The organism is Christiangramia aquimixticola (assembly GCF_048285835.1).
Lineage (GTDB): Bacteria > Bacteroidota > Bacteroidia > Flavobacteriales > Flavobacteriaceae > Christiangramia > Christiangramia aquimixticola.
In genome coordinates this window covers 492,346-514,888 of the sequence record NZ_JBLVTL010000002.1, presented here as the reverse complement: position 1 = coordinate 514,888, position 22,543 = coordinate 492,346, and the positions used below count along the sequence as shown (strand labels likewise).

18 protein-coding genes are annotated in these 22,543 nt (G+C 38.2%); 9 read left to right on the top strand and 9 right to left on the bottom strand.

Annotated features, from left to right (window positions below; translation table 11 throughout):
• Nucleotides 1-84: 84 nt before the first annotated feature.
• Entirely contained in the window at nt 85-2,898 is a 2,814-nt protein-coding gene (locus ACNKXV_RS06015; protein WP_417906799.1) for a triple tyrosine motif-containing protein, read from the bottom strand.
• 184 nt (nt 2,899-3,082) lie between these two features.
• Between ACNKXV_RS06015 and ACNKXV_RS06010 the strand changes: the two genes are divergently transcribed.
• Entirely contained in the window at nt 3,083-6,697 is a 3,615-nt protein-coding gene (locus ACNKXV_RS06010; protein WP_417906798.1) for a metallophosphatase, read from the top strand.
• An 18-nt stretch (nt 6,698-6,715) separates the two neighbouring features.
• Here the strand turns inward: ACNKXV_RS06010 and ACNKXV_RS06005 are convergent, their stop codons facing one another.
• The 3 genes from ACNKXV_RS06005 to ACNKXV_RS05995 all read right to left on the bottom strand — a co-directional run bounded on the left by ACNKXV_RS06005 (nt 6,716) and on the right by ACNKXV_RS05995 (nt 8,516).
• Entirely contained in the window at nt 6,716-7,375 is a 660-nt protein-coding gene (locus tag ACNKXV_RS06005; protein ID WP_417906797.1) for a haloacid dehalogenase type II, read from the bottom strand.
• A 63-nt stretch (nt 7,376-7,438) separates the two neighbouring features.
• Nucleotides 7,439-8,038, bottom strand: coding sequence for a lipid-binding SYLF domain-containing protein (locus tag ACNKXV_RS06000; protein WP_417906796.1), 600 nt, complete (start codon nt 8,036-8,038; stop codon nt 7,439-7,441).
• A 262-nt stretch (nt 8,039-8,300) separates the two neighbouring features.
• Nucleotides 8,301-8,516, bottom strand: a complete 216-nt coding sequence (locus ACNKXV_RS05995) for a hypothetical protein (protein WP_417906795.1) — start codon at nt 8,514-8,516, stop codon at nt 8,301-8,303.
• A gap of 332 nt (nt 8,517-8,848) precedes the next feature.
• Here ACNKXV_RS05995 and ACNKXV_RS05990 point away from each other — a divergent pair, with 332 nt between their 5' ends.
• The 6 genes from ACNKXV_RS05990 (at nt 8,849) to ACNKXV_RS05965 (ending at nt 15,658) form a co-directional block, all read left to right on the top strand.
• Nucleotides 8,849-9,148 carry a hypothetical protein gene (locus ACNKXV_RS05990; RefSeq protein WP_417906794.1) on the top strand — a complete coding sequence of 100 codons (300 nt, stop codon included), beginning with the start codon at nt 8,849-8,851 and terminating at the stop codon, nt 9,146-9,148.
• A 161-nt stretch (nt 9,149-9,309) separates the two neighbouring features.
• Nucleotides 9,310-10,296, top strand: coding sequence for a DUF1028 domain-containing protein (locus tag ACNKXV_RS05985; RefSeq protein ID WP_417906793.1), 987 nt, complete (start codon nt 9,310-9,312; stop codon nt 10,294-10,296).
• A 36-nt stretch (nt 10,297-10,332) separates the two neighbouring features.
• Nucleotides 10,333-10,695, top strand: coding sequence for a hypothetical protein (locus ACNKXV_RS05980; protein WP_417906792.1), 363 nt, complete (start codon nt 10,333-10,335; stop codon nt 10,693-10,695).
• A gap of 60 nt (nt 10,696-10,755) precedes the next feature.
• The gene (locus ACNKXV_RS05975; RefSeq protein WP_417906791.1) at nt 10,756-11,922 is read left to right on the top strand and encodes a DUF3095 family protein; all 1,167 of its coding nucleotides are present in this window, start codon (nt 10,756-10,758) and stop codon (nt 11,920-11,922) included.
• A gap of 128 nt (nt 11,923-12,050) precedes the next feature.
• Complete coding sequence (locus ACNKXV_RS05970) at nt 12,051-14,417, top strand: S9 family peptidase (protein ID WP_417906790.1); 2,367 nt, start codon at nt 12,051-12,053, stop codon at nt 14,415-14,417.
• The gene (locus ACNKXV_RS05965) at nt 14,414-15,658 is read left to right on the top strand and encodes a cysteine desulfurase-like protein (RefSeq protein ID WP_417906789.1); all 1,245 of its coding nucleotides are present in this window, start codon (nt 14,414-14,416) and stop codon (nt 15,656-15,658) included. The genes ACNKXV_RS05970 and ACNKXV_RS05965 overlap by 4 nt, the downstream gene beginning before the upstream one ends.
• Here ACNKXV_RS05965 and ACNKXV_RS05960 read toward each other — a convergent pair.
• The 3 genes from ACNKXV_RS05960 to ACNKXV_RS05950 form a co-directional block, all read right to left on the bottom strand.
• Complete coding sequence (locus ACNKXV_RS05960; RefSeq protein WP_417906788.1) at nt 15,645-16,250, bottom strand: hypothetical protein; 606 nt, start codon at nt 16,248-16,250, stop codon at nt 15,645-15,647. The genes ACNKXV_RS05965 and ACNKXV_RS05960 overlap by 14 nt on opposite strands.
• A gap of 109 nt (nt 16,251-16,359) precedes the next feature.
• Nucleotides 16,360-18,501, bottom strand: coding sequence for a glycoside hydrolase family 97 protein (locus ACNKXV_RS05955; RefSeq protein ID WP_417906787.1), 2,142 nt, complete (start codon nt 18,499-18,501; stop codon nt 16,360-16,362).
• Nucleotides 18,502-18,564: 63 nt separating this feature from the next.
• The gene (locus ACNKXV_RS05950; protein WP_417906786.1) at nt 18,565-19,707 is read right to left on the bottom strand and encodes a cystathionine gamma-synthase; all 1,143 of its coding nucleotides are present in this window, start codon (nt 19,705-19,707) and stop codon (nt 18,565-18,567) included.
• Nucleotides 19,708-19,909: 202 nt separating this feature from the next.
• Here ACNKXV_RS05950 and ACNKXV_RS05945 point away from each other — a divergent pair, with 202 nt between their 5' ends.
• Both ACNKXV_RS05945 and ACNKXV_RS05940 read left to right on the top strand, forming a co-directional pair.
• On the top strand, nt 19,910-20,263 hold the full coding sequence (locus tag ACNKXV_RS05945; protein WP_417906785.1) for an arsenate reductase family protein: 354 nt from the start codon (nt 19,910-19,912) through the stop codon (nt 20,261-20,263).
• On the top strand, nt 20,256-21,173 hold the full coding sequence (locus ACNKXV_RS05940; protein WP_417906784.1) for a DMT family transporter: 918 nt from the start codon (nt 20,256-20,258) through the stop codon (nt 21,171-21,173). The genes ACNKXV_RS05945 and ACNKXV_RS05940 overlap by 8 nt, the downstream gene beginning before the upstream one ends.
• An 8-nt stretch (nt 21,174-21,181) precedes the next feature.
• Here ACNKXV_RS05940 and ACNKXV_RS05935 read toward each other — a convergent pair whose 3' ends face one another.
• The gene (locus tag ACNKXV_RS05935; protein WP_417906783.1) at nt 21,182-22,030 is read right to left on the bottom strand and encodes an NHL repeat-containing protein; all 849 of its coding nucleotides are present in this window, start codon (nt 22,028-22,030) and stop codon (nt 21,182-21,184) included.
• Between the two features lie 80 nt (nt 22,031-22,110).
• Nucleotides 22,111-22,543 (bottom strand): acyl-CoA thioesterase (locus tag ACNKXV_RS05930; RefSeq protein ID WP_417906782.1); only part of this gene is annotated, 433 nt, incomplete at its 5' end.

The window sequence follows — 22,543 nt, the reverse complement described above, 5'->3', positions numbered from 1 at the left end:
AAACATAAAAACTTAATTTGCTAATAATTAACCAAATAGCTTAATGTAGAGGTAATGTAGAGTTAATTGTGCAGTTTGTAAAGGTTAGAGCGAGAGAATATATTCGGTCAAATTGGTTTCCCGATCTAAGTTCATCTTTTTACGCAAACGATATCGTTTAATTTCCACACTTTTAACCGAAATATTTAGTAGCGGCGCGATCTCTTTTGAAGAAAGATTAAGTCTTAAATAAGCGCACAGTTTTAAATCGTTAGTGGTTAACTCCGGATGTGCATCTTTTACCTTTTGAAAAAAGTCTTTATCGGCATTACTAAATGCTTTTTTGAAGAATTTCCAGTTATCCTCTTCACTAATATCTTTATTTATAGTCCGGATCACCGATCTCACCTGATTGTTATTATCTGAATCCTTCAGTTTGTCTTTAATAGCTGTAAGGAATTCATTCTTTTTTATAAGGCTCATTGTAGAAACTGCAAGCTCCCTGTTCTTATTGACCATGTCCTGCTCCAGTTTCTCATTGCGTAAGCGGATTATTTCCTTCTCGGCCTCCAGGTTTTTCATTTTTAAAGAGCGGGCATTCTCTTCCAGTTTTTTACGATGATGTTTTTTATTGTATAAATGAACGCCAAATAAGATCAGGGTGAAAATGATTGTATAGCCAATTAATGCCGGTAGACTTAAAGTCAATGGTCTGTTAATGGTAAACGAGTAATGGGAAGTTTCTGTTATATGTTCACCAATCCGGGCTTTAACCTCAAAAGTATAATCGCCATAATCGAGATTCTTAAAACTTACTTCAGAGTTACGGTTCCAATCGCTCCATTTATCACTTAATCCAAGTAGCCTGTAACTATAATAAGGATTCAGGAATTTTTCGTGAACCGGAGCACTGTATTGAAAGTTTATATTATTACTGGCAAATTTAAATTCTCCACTACTGTTCTTATCGACCTTCACCGAGCTAGAGTCGATCGCGCTTATAGCAATTCCGTCTATGGTAACTTCAACCCCTTCATAATTTCTATGAGTTTGGTTTTTATTGAAGGTTATATAACCATTCCCAATTCCCAGTAAATATGTGTCATTTTCAAGTTCCCGGATATTCTCATAACCCAGAGCGACATTTCTAAAATCCTGATTTAAGAAAATAAAATTGCTTTCATAATCTTTGCTAAGGCGGGAGGGTTCAACATAGAAAATACCGTCTTCGGTAAACCCCCACAGAAGACCATCACCTCCGGCAATCATTTTTCCGGAGATCCTGTCATGACTGGCGGTTAACCTATTTACATTATTATTTGCCCTGAATCTATCCTCTTTTCTATCATATTGATAGATATGATTTTTGGAACTGTAATAAAGAGAATCTGCATATTTGAAAATACTTGAGGTTACCCCGGATTCATTTTCAAACTTGTAATTTTTAATATGGTTTACCTGTGTTAACGAATCATTCAGTAGCATTCTAAAAACCCCTTTATGCTCATTACCAACCCAGATCGTTTTATCCCGATCTACCTCGATAAATTTTGAAGAATGAGGAAAATTCCGCAGCAAGGGTAAGGAAACGAGAGACCCCTGAGTTTTTTTCAGAAAACTGATCCCGTTATAATGCCCCTGTATATAAATGTCGTCGAAAAAAGGTTTAACAACCCAGGTACCCAATCTATTACTGATCTTGGATGCTGTGGTCCCTTCTATAAGAAAAGTTCCTTTATCGTGCCCGGCCAGGATCTTTCCTTCAAACACATCCAGAAACCACACCTGGCCGTTTGTGCCTTGAATAAGTTCAAACTTGGATGAATTTTCATTTTTAATATACAACCCCTGATTTGTACCCAAATAAAGGTCTGCCCCTATCTTTAAGGAGGTATAAACAGATCCAATTTCCCCTCTGTTATCCTGAAAACTTTTGAAAGTAGAACTTAGTTCAATGCTGCTAATCCCGTAATCCAGCCCTGCCCATACATTCCCCGATCTATCCAGAAACAGATCCAGGACCGTATTATTCATGAGAATATTGGACTGATCAAAATTGTTCAGAATTTTTCCATCAGGACTAATTTCAATAATACCTTTTCCAACGGTCCCAAGTACAATATTACCTGAGGTGAGGTTTACTACGTCCAGAACATTTGGCCTGCCCAGTTTATCACTAAGAGTTATATTAAAGGCCTCTAACTCCTTTCCGTTCCATTTATAAAATTCAGCATTCCCGATAATAAGCGAAAAACCATTTTCGGTTTTATTATATAAATGAATTACGTTTCGATCTTTTAGAACTGAAAATGGAATAACCTCTATAGAAACCCCATTTTCCAATTTATAAAGACCATTTCCCACTAATTGATAGTAGAGCTCGCCTTCGAATTTATAGATAGCTGAAACTGGTTTCCCCTGCGGGGTATCCAGCATCTGCAAAGATTCCTTTTGAGGATTATAAAAATAGATCCCGGCGAAACTCCGGAAAATTATTATATCATCAACATACTCTATATCCCAGAATTGCTCCCCATCTTTAATATTTTCAAATTTTGATACAAGGCTGGTATATTCAAGTTCTCCTAACTCATTGGCTTCCCAAAAACCAACCTCCATATAAGCTCCGGTATAAATTCTATCTCCAACAACTTTAAGGGAGCGAACTATAGTTTTATTGGGCACAGGGTATAAATTCCAGCGTTCGCCATTGTACTCCAACAAGCCGTTGCTATTGGCAAAATACAGGTTCCTCGATTCCCCGCGGTCTATCATCCAGTTTTGATTCCCTGCAGAATATTGATTAGGCCCATAATTAACAACAGGAGGTAATTCCTGAGCTGCCGATAGGAAAAAGGAAAGAAGTAAACCTAAAATCTGAAGTTTTTTAAACAAGGTAGAATTCGGAATTTCCTGCAAAATAACTTTCTTTAATTTTAATTAAAAGGAGACCGGAAAAGATTGGTTCAATTATTAGCAAAATTTTTAGGCTTGGATGTTAAAGTATTATAAAGCACTATGAGTTCCTAAGATAATTGAATTTTTTTGAAAGTTAATTAAACTACAATTACTACAAAGATATTTCAATCAAACCCCTGCTTATATGGATGATCGTAAAATTGATTTTATTCTGAAGCCTAAGTTTTTAAGGCCTTTATGCATAATTTTATTTGTTTCTCTTTTCATTTCTCCAAATGTCCTGGCCCAGACTGAAGGTAAAAATATCATTCAATCTGTATACCTCACTTCGAATACCGGATTAAGAAATGATGATACCAACCAGAAGATTCTTTCTTCCATCGTTAATGCTTCCAAAAACGAGAATTCTTCGAGCCTGGTTATAACAGGAAATATTGTTCCTAAAGGGGGCTACCCAAACAAGGATAATGGCAGAGACAAGGTAGAAGCATATTTAAAAAAGAACCTTTTAGACCACCTGAAAGATTTCAATGGAAAAATTATTTTCACTCCCGGTGTTAACGAATGGAAAATAGACGCTCCGGATAATATTGATGATCTCGAATCTTTTTTACAGGATAATTTAAAATCTGATTTCTGGCCTAATGATGGTTGCCCTATTGAAGGAGAAGACCTTAACGACGACGTACATCTGGTAATGATAGATTCTCAATGGTACCTGGAAGACTGGGACGACCATCCATACATCAATAATAAATGTGATTATAAGACCAGAACTCAGTTTATTAACGAATTTCAGGATGAATTAAAAGATCATCAGGGGAAGACCATTTTGGTAGCTATTCATCATCCGGTAATGAGCAAAACCAAACTGAGTGCTTTTGATAAAATTCTTGGCATGGGAACTCAATCATGGAGAAGTCCGGATTATAAGGATCTGAGGGGAAAACTTGAAACCATAGCCAATCAATACAACGATGTGATTTTTCTTTCGGGAAATAATTCAAATCTTCAATTTGTCCAGGATGACGGGATCGAACAAATTATAAGTGGGGTAACCGAAAAACCTAAAAAAGCCAAACCTGAAAAAGACAAAGGACATTTTGCTTCCTATGAACTCGGATACGCAAAAATTAATGTTTTTGAAGATGGTAGTTCCAATGTTGAAATTTTTGAAATTACAGAACAGGGACCTAAAAAAGTTTTTACCGAACAAATAAAAAGAGAACGCCTAAAACTTGAAGATGTTAGCTGGCCTGCCAGAAGTGATTTCGGAAAAACTCAAGCCTCTTCAGTTTATACTGAAGAAGAAACAAATAAGGATCCACTTTATAAATTCTTATGGGGAGAACATTACCGCCCTCTTTATAGCAAGAAATTTGATTTTCCTGTACTTTATATTGACTCTCTGCCAGGAAATCTAAAACCAATTGCTGAAGGTGGAGGGCACCAGTCAAGATCCCTAAGATTTATCGATGATAATGCACATGAGTACACCTTAAGGGCTTTACGAAAAAGTGCTATTCGATTTTTACAAACTACTGTGGTGACCAACCATTATGTAGAAAATTATTTAAAAAATACCGTAGCAGAACGCTATGTACAGGACTTTTATACCACTGCCCATCCTTATGCGCCTATTGCGGTAAACGGATTGATGGATGCACTGGAAATCAACCATGCCGATCCTGAAATTTTTTATGTTCCCAAACAAAAATCTCTAGGAATCTACAATGAAGATTATGGAAACGAACTTTATATGCTGGAAGCTCATGTTGGGGATGAGAATAAAGATATTGGGCTTTTTGGAGAGCCTGATGATATCTTAAGCACCAAAGACTTGATGCTGGAGATGGCCGAGTCTAAAGAAGCTTATGTGGATGAAAAATTATATATCCGTGCCAGATTACTGGACATGCTTATAGGTGACTGGGACCGGCATGCTGACCAGTGGCGATGGGCAGAATTTAAAGAAGGAGATAAAAAACGCTATGAGCCAATTCCACGGGATCGTGACCAGGCATTTCCACGTTTTGATGGGCCGGTGATTCAATTGTTGAAGCTTGGTTACCCTGAAATGATGTCCATGGAAAATTATGACGAGAAAGTAAGCCGTCCTAAATGGTTTAATGTAGCTGCGTTTCCGCTGGATAAGACCTTTATCCAAACCTCATCGTGGAACGATTGGAAAGAACAGGTCGATTACATTCAGAATAAAATCACTCCGGAGGTAATAGAAGAATCTTTTAAGCTATTACCCGCAGGAACCAATAATGATCCTTCTATTGAGAGAATTAAAAAGATCCTGGTAGAAAGAAAATCCAATCTTGGAGAAATTGCCAGGGATTACTATGATCTGCTGAAGAAATATGATGTCATTACCGGGACAGAGGAAGATGATAAATTCATTATCACTCGTCAGCCTAACGGAATAACGAATATTCGGATCTTTAATGAGAAAGAAAAAGAGGTCTTCAATGCCAACTATGATTCAGATGAAACCAATCAACTTTGGATCTATGGACTGGATGGGGACGATGAATTTATAGTTAAAGGAAAAGGCGATAATCTGGTTAAGCTTAAAATTCTGGGTGGAGAAGAGAATGATATCTATGAATTTAAGAATACCCGAAAGGCAAAGATCTATGACTATGCCAGTAAAAAGAATACTATAAAAACTCCGGGAGCCAGAAAATGGCTGGTAGATTCATACGACATCAACACTTATAACCCTAATAAAAAGATGTTGACCAAAACCACCATGTTGCCCGGACTGAGTTTTAATTCGGATACAGGTTTGAAACTTGGAGCGAAAGTAACTTATACTACCTATGGTTTAGTCAATAATCCTTTTTCAACCCAGCAGAGTTTTGCTGCCAATTATTTTTTTGAAACCAGAGGTTTTGATGCTGAATATACCGGAGAGGTAGCCCAGATATTTTACAATTGGAATTTTGGCTTGGAGGCATATTACTCAAGTCCCAATTTCACTATGAATTACTTTGGGGAAGGTAACGATATTACTTATGATCCAGATGAAGTTTCCAATGATTTTAACCGGGTAAAGATCAAACAATGGCGATTGGCTCCTTCATTGATCTGGAGAGATTTTCCAAAGAGCAGCTTTTATTTTAAACCTATCATTGAGTCCTATAAAGTATCAGACGATGACCTGAGATATGTGGGAGAAGCCTTTGCGCCTACTAATGATGTTTATGACCAGCAATTATACGGTGGTGCAGAGATCAATTATAATTACTTCAGTAAAAACAATATTGCGTTCCCATCCCAGGGAATGGAATTAGATCTTACCGCAGGATTCAAGTCAAATATAGACGGATCTGGGAACAGGTTTGGTTATATTAGACCAATGCTGGCCATTGACTATCCTTTACACGAGAGCGGTGCTGCTGCGATTGCTACAAAAATTGGTGGAGAAGCGATAATTGGTGATAATTATGAATTTTATCATGGGGCTGTCTTAGGAGGCGCAACTCAAAACAGCCTGCGAGGATATAGAAATGAGCGTTTCAATGGTAAATATGCCTTCTATCAGAATACCGATCTTAGAGTAGGATTAACCAAGTTAAGAACTAACTTTATTCCGCTTAGAATGGGAGTAAGTGCAGGTTTTGATTATGGTAGAGTATGGCTGGATGAAGATAATTCAGCTGACTGGCACACCAATTATGGTGGCTCTGTGTTTATAAATGCATTTTATGCCTTTACAGGAAATCTGGGCTATTACATAGGAGATGATGGCGGCAGATTCAGCTTTAGCATCAACTTTAACTTCTAAGAAGATTTTAACCGGCTTTTACAGTTCCAAAAGGCCGGTTAAATCTTTAATCTCTAAATCTGGTTTCTGTGCCAGTGGGAATAATGATTTACCCTCTCTTTGTATAAAGGCAGTTTTCATCCCCTGACTATTTGCCCCGGCTATATCCCAGCCATGAGCAGCAACCATTAATGCTTTTTCTGCAGAAGAACCCACTTTTTCCAACGCAAATTTATATGCCGCAGGGTGAGGTTTAAATTTTCCGCATTCCTCAACACTCAATACGTGATCAAAGATTTTTGCTATTCCTGCATTATTCAATTGTTCCTGAAGCACCTGCGGTTTTCCATTACTAAAAGCCATCATCTTAAAACCTTTATTTTTTAGCTTCTTAAGCACCTCTTTCACTTCCGGATAGGGGTTAAGTTTACTTACCGGACTCAGGATTTTCTGAATTTCCTCCTCAGTATAATGTTTGCCTTTTGTAGTGGCATTCATTTTAAAAACAGCCGCGGCGATCGCGCTAAAATCATGATAAGTAGCAGTATAATTTACCACCAAGGAATAATGAAGTAACTGCGTAAACCAGAGATCTGCTGCCTGTGCATTCCCTAAAGCTCTATTAACGCTTTCCTTCAAAGGCGTTAGGTCAAGTAAAGTTTCATTAACATCAAAAATTATGGTATCGATATCTTCCATTTTTTGGGTATTAAAAAAGCCGACTATTACAGCCGGCTTTGAATATTAGTTATATACTAAATACTATTTAAAATTCTTAGCTTCAGCATATTCAAACTTTTGTCCTCCAACAGAAACTTCTACCATCGCACCAGCTTTTGGCATGGTTATAATAGCTCTTCCGTTATTGAATTCAACATTTTTAGCTTTCCCTTTTTCCAGGATCACGGCAGAAGCATTTCCAGACAAACTATAGTTTCCTTTTTTAAAGTTATCCAACTCTTCCTGAGTTTGGAAAAGGATGGCTTGTCTAAAAGCCTGACCACCTATTTGTAGTCCAATATCCAGTTGTCTTAGCTCGGCAAATCCCTGCACTTTTCCATTTTCGAAAAGCACACCGTTTCCGGCTGCTCCACCAAGAATATAGGCTCCTTTCCCTACATTAGGGAAAATCACATATCCTACAGCACCGTTAAAAAGCTCCTTTAAATTACTTGAATTTTCAATAAAAGCTGCTTTTGAGTCTTTAGCATCTTTTACCAGTTGGTGTTTTTTGTCTTTATCTACAAGTTCTTCTTTTTTATCTTCTTTCCAATCCTTTCCATCGGTTTGAGCAACAGATTGTACTCCGGTAAAAAGAAGTAACATCATAAAGCCAGACATAATAGAATTTCGCAATTTCATATCATTATTTTTTTTAATTCGAAAGCAAGATAGTTATAAGGCTATTTTAAATCTGTTAACCCCTTGTTATTTCACGTCTTATTAGCATATTTAAGCCTTCTTGTTAAAGACATTATAATGTAGTTCTGGGAGCGAAACCGAATGCTAAAAAAGGGTGAGTAATGGTTTGAGAATAACCCTCTAAATTTTGCTGAAATTAGCGCGAAAAGGAAGAAAAAAATTCCGGCCCTGTTAGAAACCGTTATAAATCACTTATAAATGTTTAAAATGGCACCGGCGGAGCGGTACTTTCTATTACGTACCCGGAAAATTCCTGATGGTCGCGCGAGGCTTCGACAGAAGTACCTGAAGTTAGTATAAAGACAAACACTGCAATTGCAAGAATCAATAACATTTTAGGAAAAATTCCGCTGGCCTTATCCTGAATTTCAAGTTCAAAGACTTCGGTGAATTCTACCTTGGGCAGTAAAGTTTTCATAGGTTGTCATTTTAACAGAAATACATCCAAAGGCTCGAATTTTGAACTTTAAAGAGATATACCTCTAAGGCTCAGTCAATTTACCTAATAATACACTTGTATTTCATCGGCTAATTTGGACTTTTCAACAATTATATTAACAATTGTTCATCGGCAGGAAAATAACTATCCCGGAACTTAATTTTCCTCCGGCATGCTTTTCTTCCCTTACCAAAACTCCTTTCCTAGTAAACAGAAATAGCTTCTACCACGATAGAAAATATTGTTAAGTATGGAAATCAACCTGCTGTTTTTCGTATTTTAGGTGATATAAGTTTTCCAAATTTCATTTTATGAGACTTTTGATTTTTTTACTTCCTCTCATATTTATACCGGGATTTTCTTCGTGTAATTCTTCAGACATTGAAGATGGATCAATTTATAAAGGCACCATTCAAAAATCTGAAGTAACTACTTATCAATATGGCACTCATGTTTTAATTACTTCAGAAAATCGATATGCTTTAAAAAGTGAGACCCTGGATCTAAATGACTATATAGAAAAGACTATAACCATAAAAGCTGAAAAAATTCCCGGTTATCCGGTAGATGGCGGCCCGGAATACCTGAATGTTCTGAAAATTTTAAAATGATGCAGAATTCCCTTCGACACTCATCTTTTTATTCTTCTTACTTCCTTAATAATCCTCATTAGTTCCACAGTTAGAACATGCCAACTCCAGATTTATGTTCATCACAAATATTAATTTATATAAGGGGCATTTAGTATCTTTAAACTTTTAGAAAAATTCTTATGAAAAAGCTCTTTTTACTTGTTTGCCTCTTTAGTTCTTTCTCTATACTAGCTCAAAACGTTAGTGGAATCTCCAAAGATGCATTTGCGCATACCTTTTCCATCGTGGCAAGAGATACTACTACCGGAGAAATGGCGGTAGGCGTCCAAAGCCATTGGTTTTCTGTAGGATCAATTGTTTCCTGGGGTCGTTCGGGGGTAGGAGTTGTGGCAACACAGTCTTTTGTCAACCCTGCTTATGGGCCGGAAGGTCTGGACCTTATGGCTAAAGGGATCCCTGCAGATGAAGCTTTGGCAAGACTCGTGGAAAATGATGAAGGAAGAGCTTTCCGTCAGGTAGCATTTTTGGATGTAAATGGAAATGTATCAGCTTTTACCGGTGAAAAATGTGTGGAAGCAGCTGAAGATGTTCAGGGAAAAAACTTTTCGGTTCAGGCGAATATGATGCTGAATGATAAAGTTGTTCCGGCAATGGCCGAAGCTTTCGTTAGATTCTCAGATCTTCCTTTAGCCGAAAGAGTTGTAAAAGCCATGGAAGCCGGACAGGAAGCCGGTGGTGATATTCGTGGGAAACAATCGGCCGCATTGATCGTAGTTGGACCTCAAAAAACCAGCAAAAGCTGGGAGGATAAAAAAATCGACCTTAGGGTAGATGATCATACCACTCCTGTAAAAGAATTGGGTAGACTATTAAAAGTTCACCGGGCTTATGAGCACATGAATAAAGGTGACCTCGCGGTAGAAGCCAACGACATGGAAAAAGCCCTTCAGGAGTATGGCGCAGCCGAAAAAATGTTTCCAGATAATTTAGAAATGCAGTACTGGAAAGCGGTAGCTTTAGCCAATAGTGGCAGAATGGAGGAAGCAACTCCAATTTTTAAAAAGATTTTTGCTCAGGATGATAACTGGAGAGAAATGACACGACGACTTCCTGCTTCCGGACTATTAACCATTTCAAAGGAAGAATTAGAGCAATTAACTCAATAATTCTCAATATATTTAATCTCATTTAATTTACTGATTATGAAAACACTAAAAACATTATCCATTATAACTGTATGCCTTTTTACCTTCACGATTTTTTCCTGTAAGGAAAATGAAGATAAAGAGAGCAAAGTAGAAGTTACTCCAACTGAAGAAGCCACCCCGGCACAAAAAACTCAGGCCAGTTCAACTGCCGAAACAAAATATAATCCTGCTCATGGGGTTGAAGGACACCGTTGTGACCTTCCTGTGGGTGCACCACTTACTGATGCCGGAAACACTCCTGCGAATAATATGAATGCAAGCCCGGTTAGATTAAAAAGCGCTACTCCAAAAATCAATCCGCCACACGGTGAACCCGGTCATGATTGTACCGTAGCTGTTGGGGCAGAATTGAACTAATTTCAAAAATATAGTTCGGACTAGAAATTTATTTCAATTTTTGTCGACCTACTGAGCATAATGGGAAAAGGATATAATTTCTACTCTAACTTAAAAATACATAATACCTCACTGGGCGAACTTCTGGGAGACCACGATAACTTCCAGGAAGTTCCCGGCGACTGGTTTGTATTGGTGGCAGATATCATTGATTCTACTACCGCGGTTAACAATGGTCAACATAATGAGGTTAATCTTGTAGCCACAGGTTGTGTAATTGCTGTTATGAACCTGCCAGAGGCAGATTATGGTGCTGTACCCTTCTTTTTTGGGGGAGATGGCGCCACTTTTATTATTCCTCCAACTTTAAAAGACAAGGCACTCTCTGTACTCGAAAAGCACAACCGTAATTCCCGTAAAAATTTTGGCTTTGAATTAAGCATTGGATTTTATCAGGTTGAAAAACTTTATAAGGAAAATATTGAGCTTAAAATAGCCAGAGCCAAGGTTAGCTCGGCACTGGTCATCCCGGTTATATTAGGGCAAGGACTACAGGTTGCCGAAAATATTATAAAATCAAGACCCGATAACTCCTCTATTTTACTTGATGAAACCCCATTAAATCTTCAGGGAATGGAGTGTAAATGGGATAAAGTGGCACCACCAAAACAGGAAAATGAAGTGCTAAGTCTCATTATTTCCGGTTGCGGGCATACAGATTTTTCCAAAATATATTCCCAGATCATGGATAAGATCGATACCATCTATGGATCATCCAGCGAAAGGAAACCAATCTCTGTAAGCAAGCTCAAGGTGAAACTGAGCTGCCAGAGAATTAACAATGAAATGAAGACCAAAATTGGAAAATGGGCTTTACCTGTTTTCTTGAAAAATTTTATGATCAATTCTATTGGCCCTTTGTATTTAAGAAATAGTCAGGTAGGAAGAAATTATTTGTCTGAACTGGTGGAATTATCAGATAATCTTAGTCTTGACGGACGAATAAATACGGTAATCACCGGAACAAAGTCTCAAAGAGACAGGCTTTTCAGTGATTTGGATAAGCTGGAGCAGCAAGGCCTGATTAAATACGGCTATCATATTAGTGAGGAAAGTATAATGTCCTGCTATGTGAAAGATTTAAAAACCAATGATCACATTCATTTTGTAGATGGCGGGGATGGTGGATATACCATGGCAGCAAATGTGCTAAAAGAAAAATTCGAATCGGCTTCGAAAGCAAAATAAAGAGAATCCAGTACGCATTTATTCCACTGGTAGAATCAAGCTCAACCGTCTAAAAATACCTACTTTCAGCTATAAATGAGGATTTAAAATTTGGCTATATTGGTCATCGATAATTTTAAACCTTACCAATGCTCAACCGACTGATTCTTATTGCCATTTTTCTTCTATGCAATATAAAATCCTTTTCCCAAAATTCTGATTTAAGTGTAGAGAAGATCATGCAGGATCCTTCCTGGATAGGAACCTTTCCGGAACAGGTTCGCTGGGGAATTCACGGGGAGAATATCTATTTTAAGTATAATCCTGAAGGAAATCCGGCTGATTCCCTATATAGAATAGCAATAAATGAATCTGATAATATCCTTAAAGTAACCAACGAGGAGGCAGAGAGAATCATACCTGTTACCGGGGATTTTAATAAAGCCAGGTCTAAAATGGTTTATACCAATGATGGCAGGCTTATGTTATATAATCTGGCCACCAGGAATTCCAGACAACTAATAGACCTTCCTTTTGATATTAGTTCTCCAATATTTTCGGCTAATGACGCAAACATTTTATTTCAAGCTGAAAAAAATGCATTTTCTTATGATCTTAAGAATGGAAGCATCACTCAGCTAACCAACATAAAAACCGGGAAAGGGAAAACAGATAAAAATGAAGCCTTATCAGCAAAAGACCAATGGGTACGGGACCAAAATCTTGAATTGCTCGAGGTAGTCAGACAAAAGAAAGAGAAGCGGGAAAGTTCAAAATCCTATCGGGAATCCATAAAAGAAAAGGACTATATCTTTTATACCGAAGATAAAGAACTTCAAAATCTGGAAATTTCACCTAATGGAAAATTCGCCGCCTTCAGTTTAATTAAATATAACAGGGGTAAATCTACAGATGTACCAAATTATGTGGATGAAAGCGGATACACCAAAGATCTCAAGGCAAGGTCCAAAGTTGGCGAAATGGATTTCACTGCAGAACTTGCTGTTTATGATATTGCCAAGGATACCGTTTACTTTCCGGACCTCTCAAAGCTTCCGGAAATTGATAAACTTCCGGATTATGTAAAGGATTATCCTGAAAAGGAGTGGACTCCTGAAGTGAGAAAAGTAATCCCATCTTCAGTAAAATTTAGTGATGATGGAAAAAAAGCCATTGTAAACTTAAGGTCCACTGATAATAAAGACCGATGGATCGCTTTACTCGATTTGGATACAGGTGATTTAAAAATATTAGATAATCAAAGAGATGAAGCCTGGCTTGCCGGCCCGGGAATAGGTTACACTTATTATGGTTATGAAACTCTTGGATGGTTGCCGGATAATGAACATATCTATTTTCAAAGTGAAGCAAGCGGTTATTCACATCTATATCTGGTAAATGTGAAATCCGGCAAGAAAACCCAGCTCACCAAAGGGGAATATGAGGTTTTTGACCCTATGCTCTCAAATGATGGAAAGTTCTGGTACCTAACTGCATCGAAAGTTCATCCCGGAGAGAGACATTTTTATAAAATGCCCGCAATGGGAGGGAAAATGCAGCAGCTAACTTCCAAAACCGGAAATAATCAGGTGAAATTAACTCCTAACGAGAAATACATGGCGATCACCTATTCTTATATGAATAGGCCGGACGAACTTTATTTAAAAGAAATAAATTCAAACGCAGCGGCGGTTCAGCTAACCAACGGACAATCTGAGGAATTTAAATCTTATAAGTGGAAGGAGCCTCAGCTTATTGAATTCAAAGCACAGGATGGAGAAATGGTTCCTGCCAGACTTTATTTAACACAGGAAGAAGTTAAAAATGATGCGGCTGTTGTATTTGTTCATGGTGCAGGTTACCTCCAAAATGCGCATAAATGGTGGTCCAGCTACTTTAGAGAATACATGTTCCATAATCTGCTTACAGACCTTGGTTATACGGTGATCGATATTGATTACAGAGGAAGTGCAGGATACGGCAGAGACTGGCGTACCGGGATTTACAGGCACATGGGCGGCAAAGATCTTAGCGATCAGGTAGACGGCGTTAAATATCTTCTGGAAAATCATGATATCGACCCAAATAAAGTGGGGATCTATGGTGGCAGTTATGGAGGTTTTATAACCCTAATGGCCATGTTCACAGAAGCAGAGACTTTTAAAGCCGGTGCAGCCCTTAGATCGGTTACAGACTGGGCTCATTATAATCACGGTTATACGTCGAACATTTTAAATGAACCATCTCTGGATCCTATTGCCTATCGCAGATCTTCACCCATTTACTTTGCTGAAGGTTTGGAAGGCGATCTTTTAATTGCTCATGGCATGTTGGATGTGAATGTGCATTTTCAGGATGTTGTTAGACTGGTGCAAAGACTTATAGAATTAGGAAAAGAAAACTGGGAATTAGCAGTATTCCCCGTGGAAGATCACGGATTTACTGAACCAAGCAGCTGGACAGACGAATACCGTAGGATCTTAAATTTGTTCAATGAAAGTTTACTGGAAGAATGATGGATATAGAATATGTAAGAAAACAGTTTCCGGCCCTTGAACGGGACTTTATTTTCATGGATAATGCCGGAGGATCACAGGTACTCCTAAAGGTGGCAGAACGCATAAGCGGTTATTTGTTACACCATAATGTACAGCTGGGAGCATCCTATAAAGTATCTGAAGAAGCAGGAAGAAAACTTAAATATGCCACTTCCAGGATCACCGCCCTTTTAAATGCTGAAAAGGATGCCGAAGTAGTTATTGGTTCTTCTACGACCATGTTAATGCGTATCCTAAGTTTGACCTTTAGCGGCAATCTGAAAAAAGGAGATGAAATTATTGTTACAAATACAGACCATGAAGCAAATGTTTCACCCTGGATGGATCTTCAAAAGAAAGGGATCAATATTAAAATCTGGGAAGTCAATAAAACGACTCTTCAGCTCGACCTGGAAGACCTGAATGCGTTAATGACGGAGAGAACCCGGCTGGTAACTGTAACCCATGCCTCCAACGTTCTGGGAACTATTAACCCGATAAGAGAAATCGCTGCATTTGTGCATAAAAAGGGTGCGCTTATATGCGTAGATGGAGTGGCTTATGCTCCGCATCGAAAAGTGGATGGTCAGGAACTGGATGTGGATTTTTACACCTTTAGCTGGTACAAGACTTTTGGTCCTCATTTAGCGGTGATGTATGGAAAATACGAACACCTTCAACACCTAGATAGCCTTAACCACTATTTTATAGGGAAAGACAGCATACCCTATAAACTGCAGCCCGGTAATTTTAATTTTGAACTTACATATAGCACCCTTGGGATTATTGAATATTACGAGGAGTTTTACCGTCATCATTTTACAGATCAAACTTTGAATTTTGATCAACGTTTGGAACAAACTTTTAAAATGATTGGTCAACATGAAGAGAAGCTTGCCAAGCAATTACTGGATTATCTTAATTCGGTTCCTGAAATAAAAGTTATTGGCCATACTTCACCTGATGCTGAAAAACGGGTACCTACAATATCATTCGTTCACAAGGATTTTAAAAGTAATGAGATCGTTGAAAAGGTGGACCCTCATCGAATAGGAATACGGTTTGGAGATTTTTATGCCAAAAAGCTTATACAAAGCCTGGATTTATTGGAACAAAACGGGGTAGTTAGAGTTAGCCTGGTTCACTATAATACGGTGGAAGAAGTTCAAAAACTGATCAGCATTTTTAAAAGAATTTTCGGGCAGCCTAACGGTAATTGATAAAAACTCGGTTAAAAGGTATTTTCATACCGAAGAACAGTGCATTTCTTCGAACCTGATTACGTACAACTTCAAAAACTTCAGCCTGAGCTCCAAGCTCAAAAGTTACCTGATTTCTAATTCTATAGGAAGTTGTGACCTTAACCGGAATAGTAACCACTCTGATATCCTTTTCCAGGACTTTGCTGCCATAATCCGGCGCTTCCTGAATGAATGCTACACCGGCACCAAAACCGAAGTATACACCGCTTACCTGCCGGAAGGGATCAAAATTGACATAAGGCATAAAGGTCAATGAATTATAATGGTCGCTCCCTTTAAGATCTGATGCCGATGTCCTTTGATAGTAAAGCTCGGCTCCCATCCCCATTCTGGGCCGGAAATAATAGATCCCATATAGGCCGGCTGCAAAATTTGGCTCGAATCCGGAATTGGAAATGCCTTCTTTCTCAGATTTAAAAATACCATTGTCCAGATAGAGGGAGGTATGCTCATAATTAAGCATAGGCCCATACTCAAAATCACGATACCGCTGGCAGTAACCGTCAATTGAGAATAGCACAACAAGAATAAGAATGAGCTTCTTAATCATTAAATAACTGTGGTTCACTGCAAAGACATTGTTATCTCAGGTGAATTGAAATTACTGAATAAGCCTGAATCTATCAAGAAGTTTCTTAATAGTTCAGGCTTAGTTTTGTTTATAATTTTTTAAGGTCTTTTACTTCAGATTTTTCAGCTTCAATAATGCTGATAGCAAATCCTCCGCCCGGTGCCGATCTCTGTGACAATTTGGATTTGCTGTTTACCCTGTACTTTTTGATCTCGTAAGCCTGAGGGTTTTCCTTATAATGCGCATCCGGAGCATCAGCATATACGGTAGCAATATAATTTTTCCCTTTTTCCAGGAAATCAAATTTTACGGTAGCCGTTCTGGCTTCATTACCATTCACATTCCCTACAAACCAGTTATTCGAATTTTTAGCATTTCTGGCTACGGTGATGTAATCACCCGGCTCCGCTTCCAGATAGATACTTTTATCCCAGTCTATAGCCACATCTTTGATGAACTGAAAAGCATCAAGGAACATCATATAATGCTCTGGCAGGTCTGCAGCCATTTGAAGTGGCGAGTACATGGTTACATATAATGCAAGTTGATTCGCCAGCGTACTGTTTACATGAGAATTATTATCAGGATTCAATTTGCTTATATCCATTTCAAAAATCCCCGGTGTATAATCCATAGGCCCACCAATTAATCTGGTAAATGGAAGTACAGTAACGTGATTAGGTTTTGAACCACCAAATGCCTGGTATTCGGTTCCTCTGGCCGATTCGTTCCCAATAAGGTTCGGGTAAGTTCGCGCGATCCCGGTTGGTCTAACCGCCTCATGCGCATTGATCATGATCTTATGTTCAGCAGCTTTTTCAAGGGCATATTGATAATGGTTTACCAGCCACTGGCTGTAATGATTCTCTCCCCGAGGCAATATATCTCCAACATATCCACTTTTTACAGCATTGTACCCATATTTATTCATGAATTTATATGCGGTATCCAGGTGTCTTTCATAGTTACGAACAGAGGAGGAAGTCTCATGATGCATAATTAGTTCAACATCTTTTGAAGCTGCGTATTTCTGAAGTTCTTCAACATCAAAATCAGGATAAGGAGTTACAAAATCAAAAACATAATCTTTTGAATGGCCAAACCAGTCTTCCCAGCCAATGTTCCATCCTTCTACCAGTACTCCACCAAAACCATGTTCAGAAGCAAAATCTATATATTCCTTTACATGCTCAGTATTTGCAGCATGTTTCCCGTTTGGTTTTGCTTTCTCAAAATCTGTTTCACCTAATTTTACTGCTTTATACTCATCTGTATAATTCCATGAACTCTTCCCGGTGATCATTTCCCACCATACCCCAATATATTTCATTGGTTTGATCCAGGAAGTATCGTCAATTTTACTTGGTTCATTAAGGTTGTATGTCAGTTTAGAAGCAAGAATATCTGTCGCATCATCGCTAACTATAATTGTTCTCCAGGGAGTTTTTGCCGGAGCGATCAAATAACCTTTGTCACCTTGCGAATCTGGCGTTAACCATGATTCAAAGATCATCTTCTCATCATCAAGATTTAAATGCATGGTAGCATAATCGATCAAAGCAGCTTCATGAAGATTGATATAAAGTCCTTCATCTGTTTTTAACATAAGGGAAGTTTGTACTCCGGTATTGGAAAAGGAAGTCTGAGAGATATTAGCCGTGATGGACTCTTCCATTTTTCCTCTTATTTCAGACAGTTTTGATTTAGTATAATCATATTCCTGAGTATCATAATCTCCCGGAATCCAGAATGCCGTATGATCACCGGTCATGGCAAACTGACTTCTTTCTTCTTTAATTACAAAGTGCCCCAGGTTCTCTTGTTGTGGAAAGATATATCTAAAGCCAAGCCCGTCATTAAACAATCTGAAAACTATATCCAATTTGCGCTGTGTTTCCTCCTGTACAAGAGAAACCACAAGTTCATTATAGTTATTTTTAATAGTGCTTTCTTCCCCCCAAACAGGTTTCCAGGTAGTGTTTACACTGTTTGTGCTGGTTTCAGCAATTTTAAATCCGTCGAGAAGATCTTTCTCATCTTTAAGATCAAATCCAAGTTTACTTGATTTAATTACCTCCTTGTCCTTATAGGAAAGTTTATAAACAGGGGTTCCATCTTCTGTTACTGAAAATTTCATTTTCAGTTTGGAATTAGGAGACTGGAGTTCCTGTGCGATTACAGGATTTAGTGATAAGAGGCAAACAGCGAATAGAAATAAGATTTTCTTCATGATTGTTCTAATATAAATGGCCGGTACTTTTCCGGGCCTTCAGCATTTGATTTAATATTTAATTTAATTGATGGCTTGTTCCAGATCTGCAATAAGGTCTTCTTCATCTTCAATTCCAACGCTTAGCCTTATAAGCGAATCCACCACCCCGGTTTTTATTCTTTCTTCCTTCGGGATGGAAGCATGGGTCATACTTGCAGGGTGTCCCGCCAGGGACTCCACACCGCCTAAGGATTCAGCAAGGGTGAAAACCTTTAGATTTTCAACGATCCTGATGGCACTTTCCAGGGTATTTTCTTTGGTTGAAAAGGATAGCATTCCTCCAAAACCTTTCATTTGCTTTTTAGCGATATCATGATTAGGATGGTTTTTAAACCCGGGCCAAAAAACTTTATCAACCTTTGGATGGGACCTTAAAAAATTAGCCACAGCTTCTCCATTTTCGCAATGTCTTTGCATTCTTAAATGAAGGGTTTTGATTCCGCGCATTACGAGGAAACAATCCTGAGGTCCGCATATTGCTCCGCTTGCCTTCTGAATAAAATATAGTTTTTCAGCAAGTTTTTCATCATTTACAACCAGGCCACCCATAACCACATCACTATGGCCACCAAGATATTTAGTCGCACTGTGCATGATAATATCGGCACCAAGATCAAGAGGTAACTGAAGATAAGGCGTTGCAAACGTATTATCCACCGCCAGCAACACCTCATGTTTTTTGGCAATTTTGGAAACCGCTTCAATATCTATGATACTCATCATAGGGTTCGAAGGAGTCTCCACCCAAATCAATTTGGTGTTTTCGTTTATAAACTCTTCGATAGCATCAGCATTCTGCATTCCGATAAAATGAAATTTGATGCCTAAGCCTTCAAAAAGTTTGGTAAACAACCGATAAGAACCACCATACAGGTCATTGGTAGAAATGATCTCATCACCCGGCTTGAATAATTTTAATACAGCATCAATAGCTGCAAGTCCGGAACCAAAAGCAAGTCCAAATTTTCCATTTTCAATACTGGCCAGCAAACTTTCCAAAGCCGACCTCGTTGGGTTTCCACTTCGGGAATATTCAAAACCTTTATGGCCACCCGGGGTGCTTTGTTTATAAGTACTGGTTTGATAAATGGGAGTCATAACCGACCCATAAGCCGGATCTGTATCCTTTTGACCTCCATGAATAGTTCTGGTATTAAATTTCAAGCTTATAAAATTTGAAAAACAAAGGTAGTGAGCCGGCAGGGTAATCGCAAAATTGACCTGATCTTTATGCCGGATATTTGAAAAGTTTCGCCCTATTATCAAAATGCAACTTTTTAATCCCTTGTTCGCATAATTTTAAATCAGTCTTGCAAACCTCAACATTCCCTGAAATATGCGTTCTTTGCATTTTAAATTTTTGAAAATGAAGAAGATCTACTACCTCTCCACTTGCGATACCTGTAAGAGAATATTAAAGGAAATTGAAGCCCCGGAAGATTTTATACTTCAGGATATAAAAACCAGCAATATTACCCGGGAGCAGATTGAAGAACTGGAGAAACTTGCAGGATCTTATGAATCACTTTTTAGTAAAAGGGCAAGACTTTACAAGGAGAGAGATCTTAAAAACAAGGATCTTAACGAAAGTGATTATAAGAACCTCATCCTTGTACATTATACTTTTTTGAAACGTCCGGTTATTGTAAACGGAGACGAGATCTATATAGGAAATTCCAAAAAAACTGTGGAAGCTGTAAAAAATTCCATTCATGGATAACAGCAGACTACTTGCTATTTTGGCAGCCATAGGTGCCAGTACCATTTACGGTGTAAATCACACTTTGGCCAAAGGCCTTATGCCTCTATATATAGAACCTTTCGGATTTATTCTCTTAAGAGTTACCGGTGCTGCTATCTTATTCTGGATCGTTAGCATATTTGCCCCTAAAGAAAAGATCGCAAGCCAGGACTGGCCACGAATTATAGGTTGCGCTATCTTTGGAATGGTAATAAACATGCTGTTCTTTTTCAAAGGTTTAAGCCTTTCCACGCCTATTAACAGCTCGGTAATTATTACCCTTTCGCCGGTAATCGTACTTATTCTGGCCTCTATTCTCATCAAAGAAAGGATCACGTTACTCAAAACTCTCGGAATAATCATTGGGATGGCGGGCGCTCTGGTTTTAGTACTTTTCAGCAAAGAAGAAAACATCAATGCCCCAAATGTGCCTTTGGGTAATATTCTGTTTATTATCAACGCCTTTTCTTACGGTTTATATCTTATTCTGGTAAAACCGCTTACCAAAAAATATCATGCCATCACCCTCATGAAATGGTTATTCCTGATTGCTATTTTTATTAATCTACCCATAACCTACTCAGAATTTATGGAGGTGGAATGGGAAACTTTACCATTTGATGCTATCTGGAAGATGGGATTTGTGGTATTAGGCACCACTTTTATGACCTATTTGCTTAATATCTATGCGCTGAAGCAACTTTCTGCAGCAACCATTAGCGCGTTCATTTACTTACAACCACTAATCGCCATAACTTTCGCGATCATGGTGGGAGCAGATAAGCTGAACTGGACTAAAGGAATTGCCGCAACTTTAGTTTTTATAGGGGTTTATATGGTAAGTGTAAAGGTTAAAAAGAAAGAAAAACCAGTAGCTGAAATAAAATAAATACAGGCTTAGTATTTATAGATCATTAGCTTGTTCTGAAAGTTCAAAGGCAGAATCAATAAGTTCTTGTCCCGGATATATAAGAGGTCGCCCACACTTTTTTCTGACTGCAGGATTTCTTCGCAATTACCATCTTTATGAATCTTATAGATAATTCCTGAATCCCAGGCAGAGACCAAAAAAGAATTATTGTCATATTTCTGAATTCCGTCAAGATTGCCAAGATCCCTGGTTAAGGCTTTGAGATCTTTTTTTGAAGGTTCTAATTGAAGAAAACCTCCGGCAGTTTTTTCAGTATTTTTGGATTCGTCACTAGCCCAGCCTGCAACGTATAACTGTCCCTCATCCACAAGTAGCCCGTTTGGTGTTTGCAATTTTGAAGAAGAAAACCACTCACTAAATTCTCCATCTTTATTCAGTTTATAAATAGAAGAACCGCTCATATCAGAAACGAATACTTCTCTATTTTCGCTTACAGCCACATCGTTTAGAAATACCTCTCCCTCTCCCTGATGTCTTTTTATAATTTTTCCTGTGGATAAATCAGCTTCAATCAATACTGAAATATCAGACACGAACAATTTCTCCCCAGAAATGGCGATACCTTTAGGATCGTCCAGTCCGGTTATAAAATGTTTATCAATGATCTCCCCTTTCAAAGAAACTGTGGAAATATATCCATCTCCATTTTCTTTATCTGCCATAGAAGAAACATACAGCAACTGAGTGGAAGGAGAAAAAGCAACTGATTCACAATGAGCCAGCCCATTTACTTCTGCTACAAACTCGGGAGAGTTTTGAGCTACCGCAATCCCTGAAATAATTAAGGAGATTATTACCGCTAAAGACTTCAGCATATCTAACTTTTTAAAATTAATAATTTAAAGATAGAGTATTTCTGAAAGACCTGTATGGAGAAATGCTTAAGAGCTCTGATCTAAAGACTCTGCAATTTTTCCACACTAATATCCTGAGGTCGTTTTCCATATTTTCTGGTACCCTCTTTGGTCAGGATCCTGAAATCTTCAGATTTTGGAGTATTATCCAGCTTGGCAAAAAGTTCTTCAGGAAGAATGGTAAGCTGTCTGGTTTCAAGATTTATCCAGGAGCCCATCATTTCACAGGTAGCACAGTTCTTTCCGTCGTGATTATAGATCTTATGGGTAAATTCAAAAAACATCCCGTCTTCAGATATCCCACTTAATTCAAGACTTACAGTCACAGGTTCTCCGGAAAAAATCTCCTTGAAATAATAGATATGCTCATGAAAAACTATGGGTCCTAAATTATATTGCGATAATTCCTTCTGCCCAAAACCATTATCGGTTAAAAAACTCATTCGGGTATGACTCATGAAGTTTATAAACGCC

Excerpts from the sequence above, each read along its gene's own strand:
- ACNKXV_RS06000 (WP_417906796.1), bottom strand. The coding sequence starts at position 8,038 with ATGAAATTGCGAAATTCTATTATGTCTGGCTTTATGATGTTACTTCTT.
- ACNKXV_RS05940 (WP_417906784.1), top strand. The coding sequence starts at position 20,256 with ATGGATAACAGCAGACTACTTGCTATTTTGGCAGCCATAGGTGCCAGT.
- ACNKXV_RS05955 (WP_417906787.1), bottom strand. The coding sequence starts at position 18,501 with ATGAAGAAAATCTTATTTCTATTCGCTGTTTGCCTCTTATCACTAAAT.
- ACNKXV_RS05980 (WP_417906792.1), top strand. The coding sequence starts at position 10,333 with ATGAAAACACTAAAAACATTATCCATTATAACTGTATGCCTTTTTACC.
- ACNKXV_RS05995 (WP_417906795.1), bottom strand. The coding sequence starts at position 8,516 with ATGAAAACTTTACTGCCCAAGGTAGAATTCACCGAAGTCTTTGAACTT.
- ACNKXV_RS05990 (WP_417906794.1), top strand. The coding sequence starts at position 8,849 with ATGAGACTTTTGATTTTTTTACTTCCTCTCATATTTATACCGGGATTT.
- ACNKXV_RS06005 (WP_417906797.1), bottom strand. The coding sequence starts at position 7,375 with ATGGAAGATATCGATACCATAATTTTTGATGTTAATGAAACTTTACTT.
- ACNKXV_RS05945 (WP_417906785.1), top strand. The coding sequence starts at position 19,910 with ATGAAGAAGATCTACTACCTCTCCACTTGCGATACCTGTAAGAGAATA.
- ACNKXV_RS05965 (WP_417906789.1), top strand. The coding sequence starts at position 14,414 with ATGATGGATATAGAATATGTAAGAAAACAGTTTCCGGCCCTTGAACGG.
- ACNKXV_RS05970 (WP_417906790.1), top strand. The coding sequence starts at position 12,051 with ATGCTCAACCGACTGATTCTTATTGCCATTTTTCTTCTATGCAATATA.
- ACNKXV_RS06010 (WP_417906798.1), top strand. The coding sequence starts at position 3,083 with ATGGATGATCGTAAAATTGATTTTATTCTGAAGCCTAAGTTTTTAAGG.
- ACNKXV_RS05985 (WP_417906793.1), top strand. The coding sequence starts at position 9,310 with ATGAAAAAGCTCTTTTTACTTGTTTGCCTCTTTAGTTCTTTCTCTATA.
- ACNKXV_RS05935 (WP_417906783.1), bottom strand. The coding sequence starts at position 22,030 with ATGCTGAAGTCTTTAGCGGTAATAATCTCCTTAATTATTTCAGGGATT.
- ACNKXV_RS05975 (WP_417906791.1), top strand. The coding sequence starts at position 10,756 with ATGGGAAAAGGATATAATTTCTACTCTAACTTAAAAATACATAATACC.
- ACNKXV_RS05960 (WP_417906788.1), bottom strand. The coding sequence starts at position 16,250 with ATGATTAAGAAGCTCATTCTTATTCTTGTTGTGCTATTCTCAATTGAC.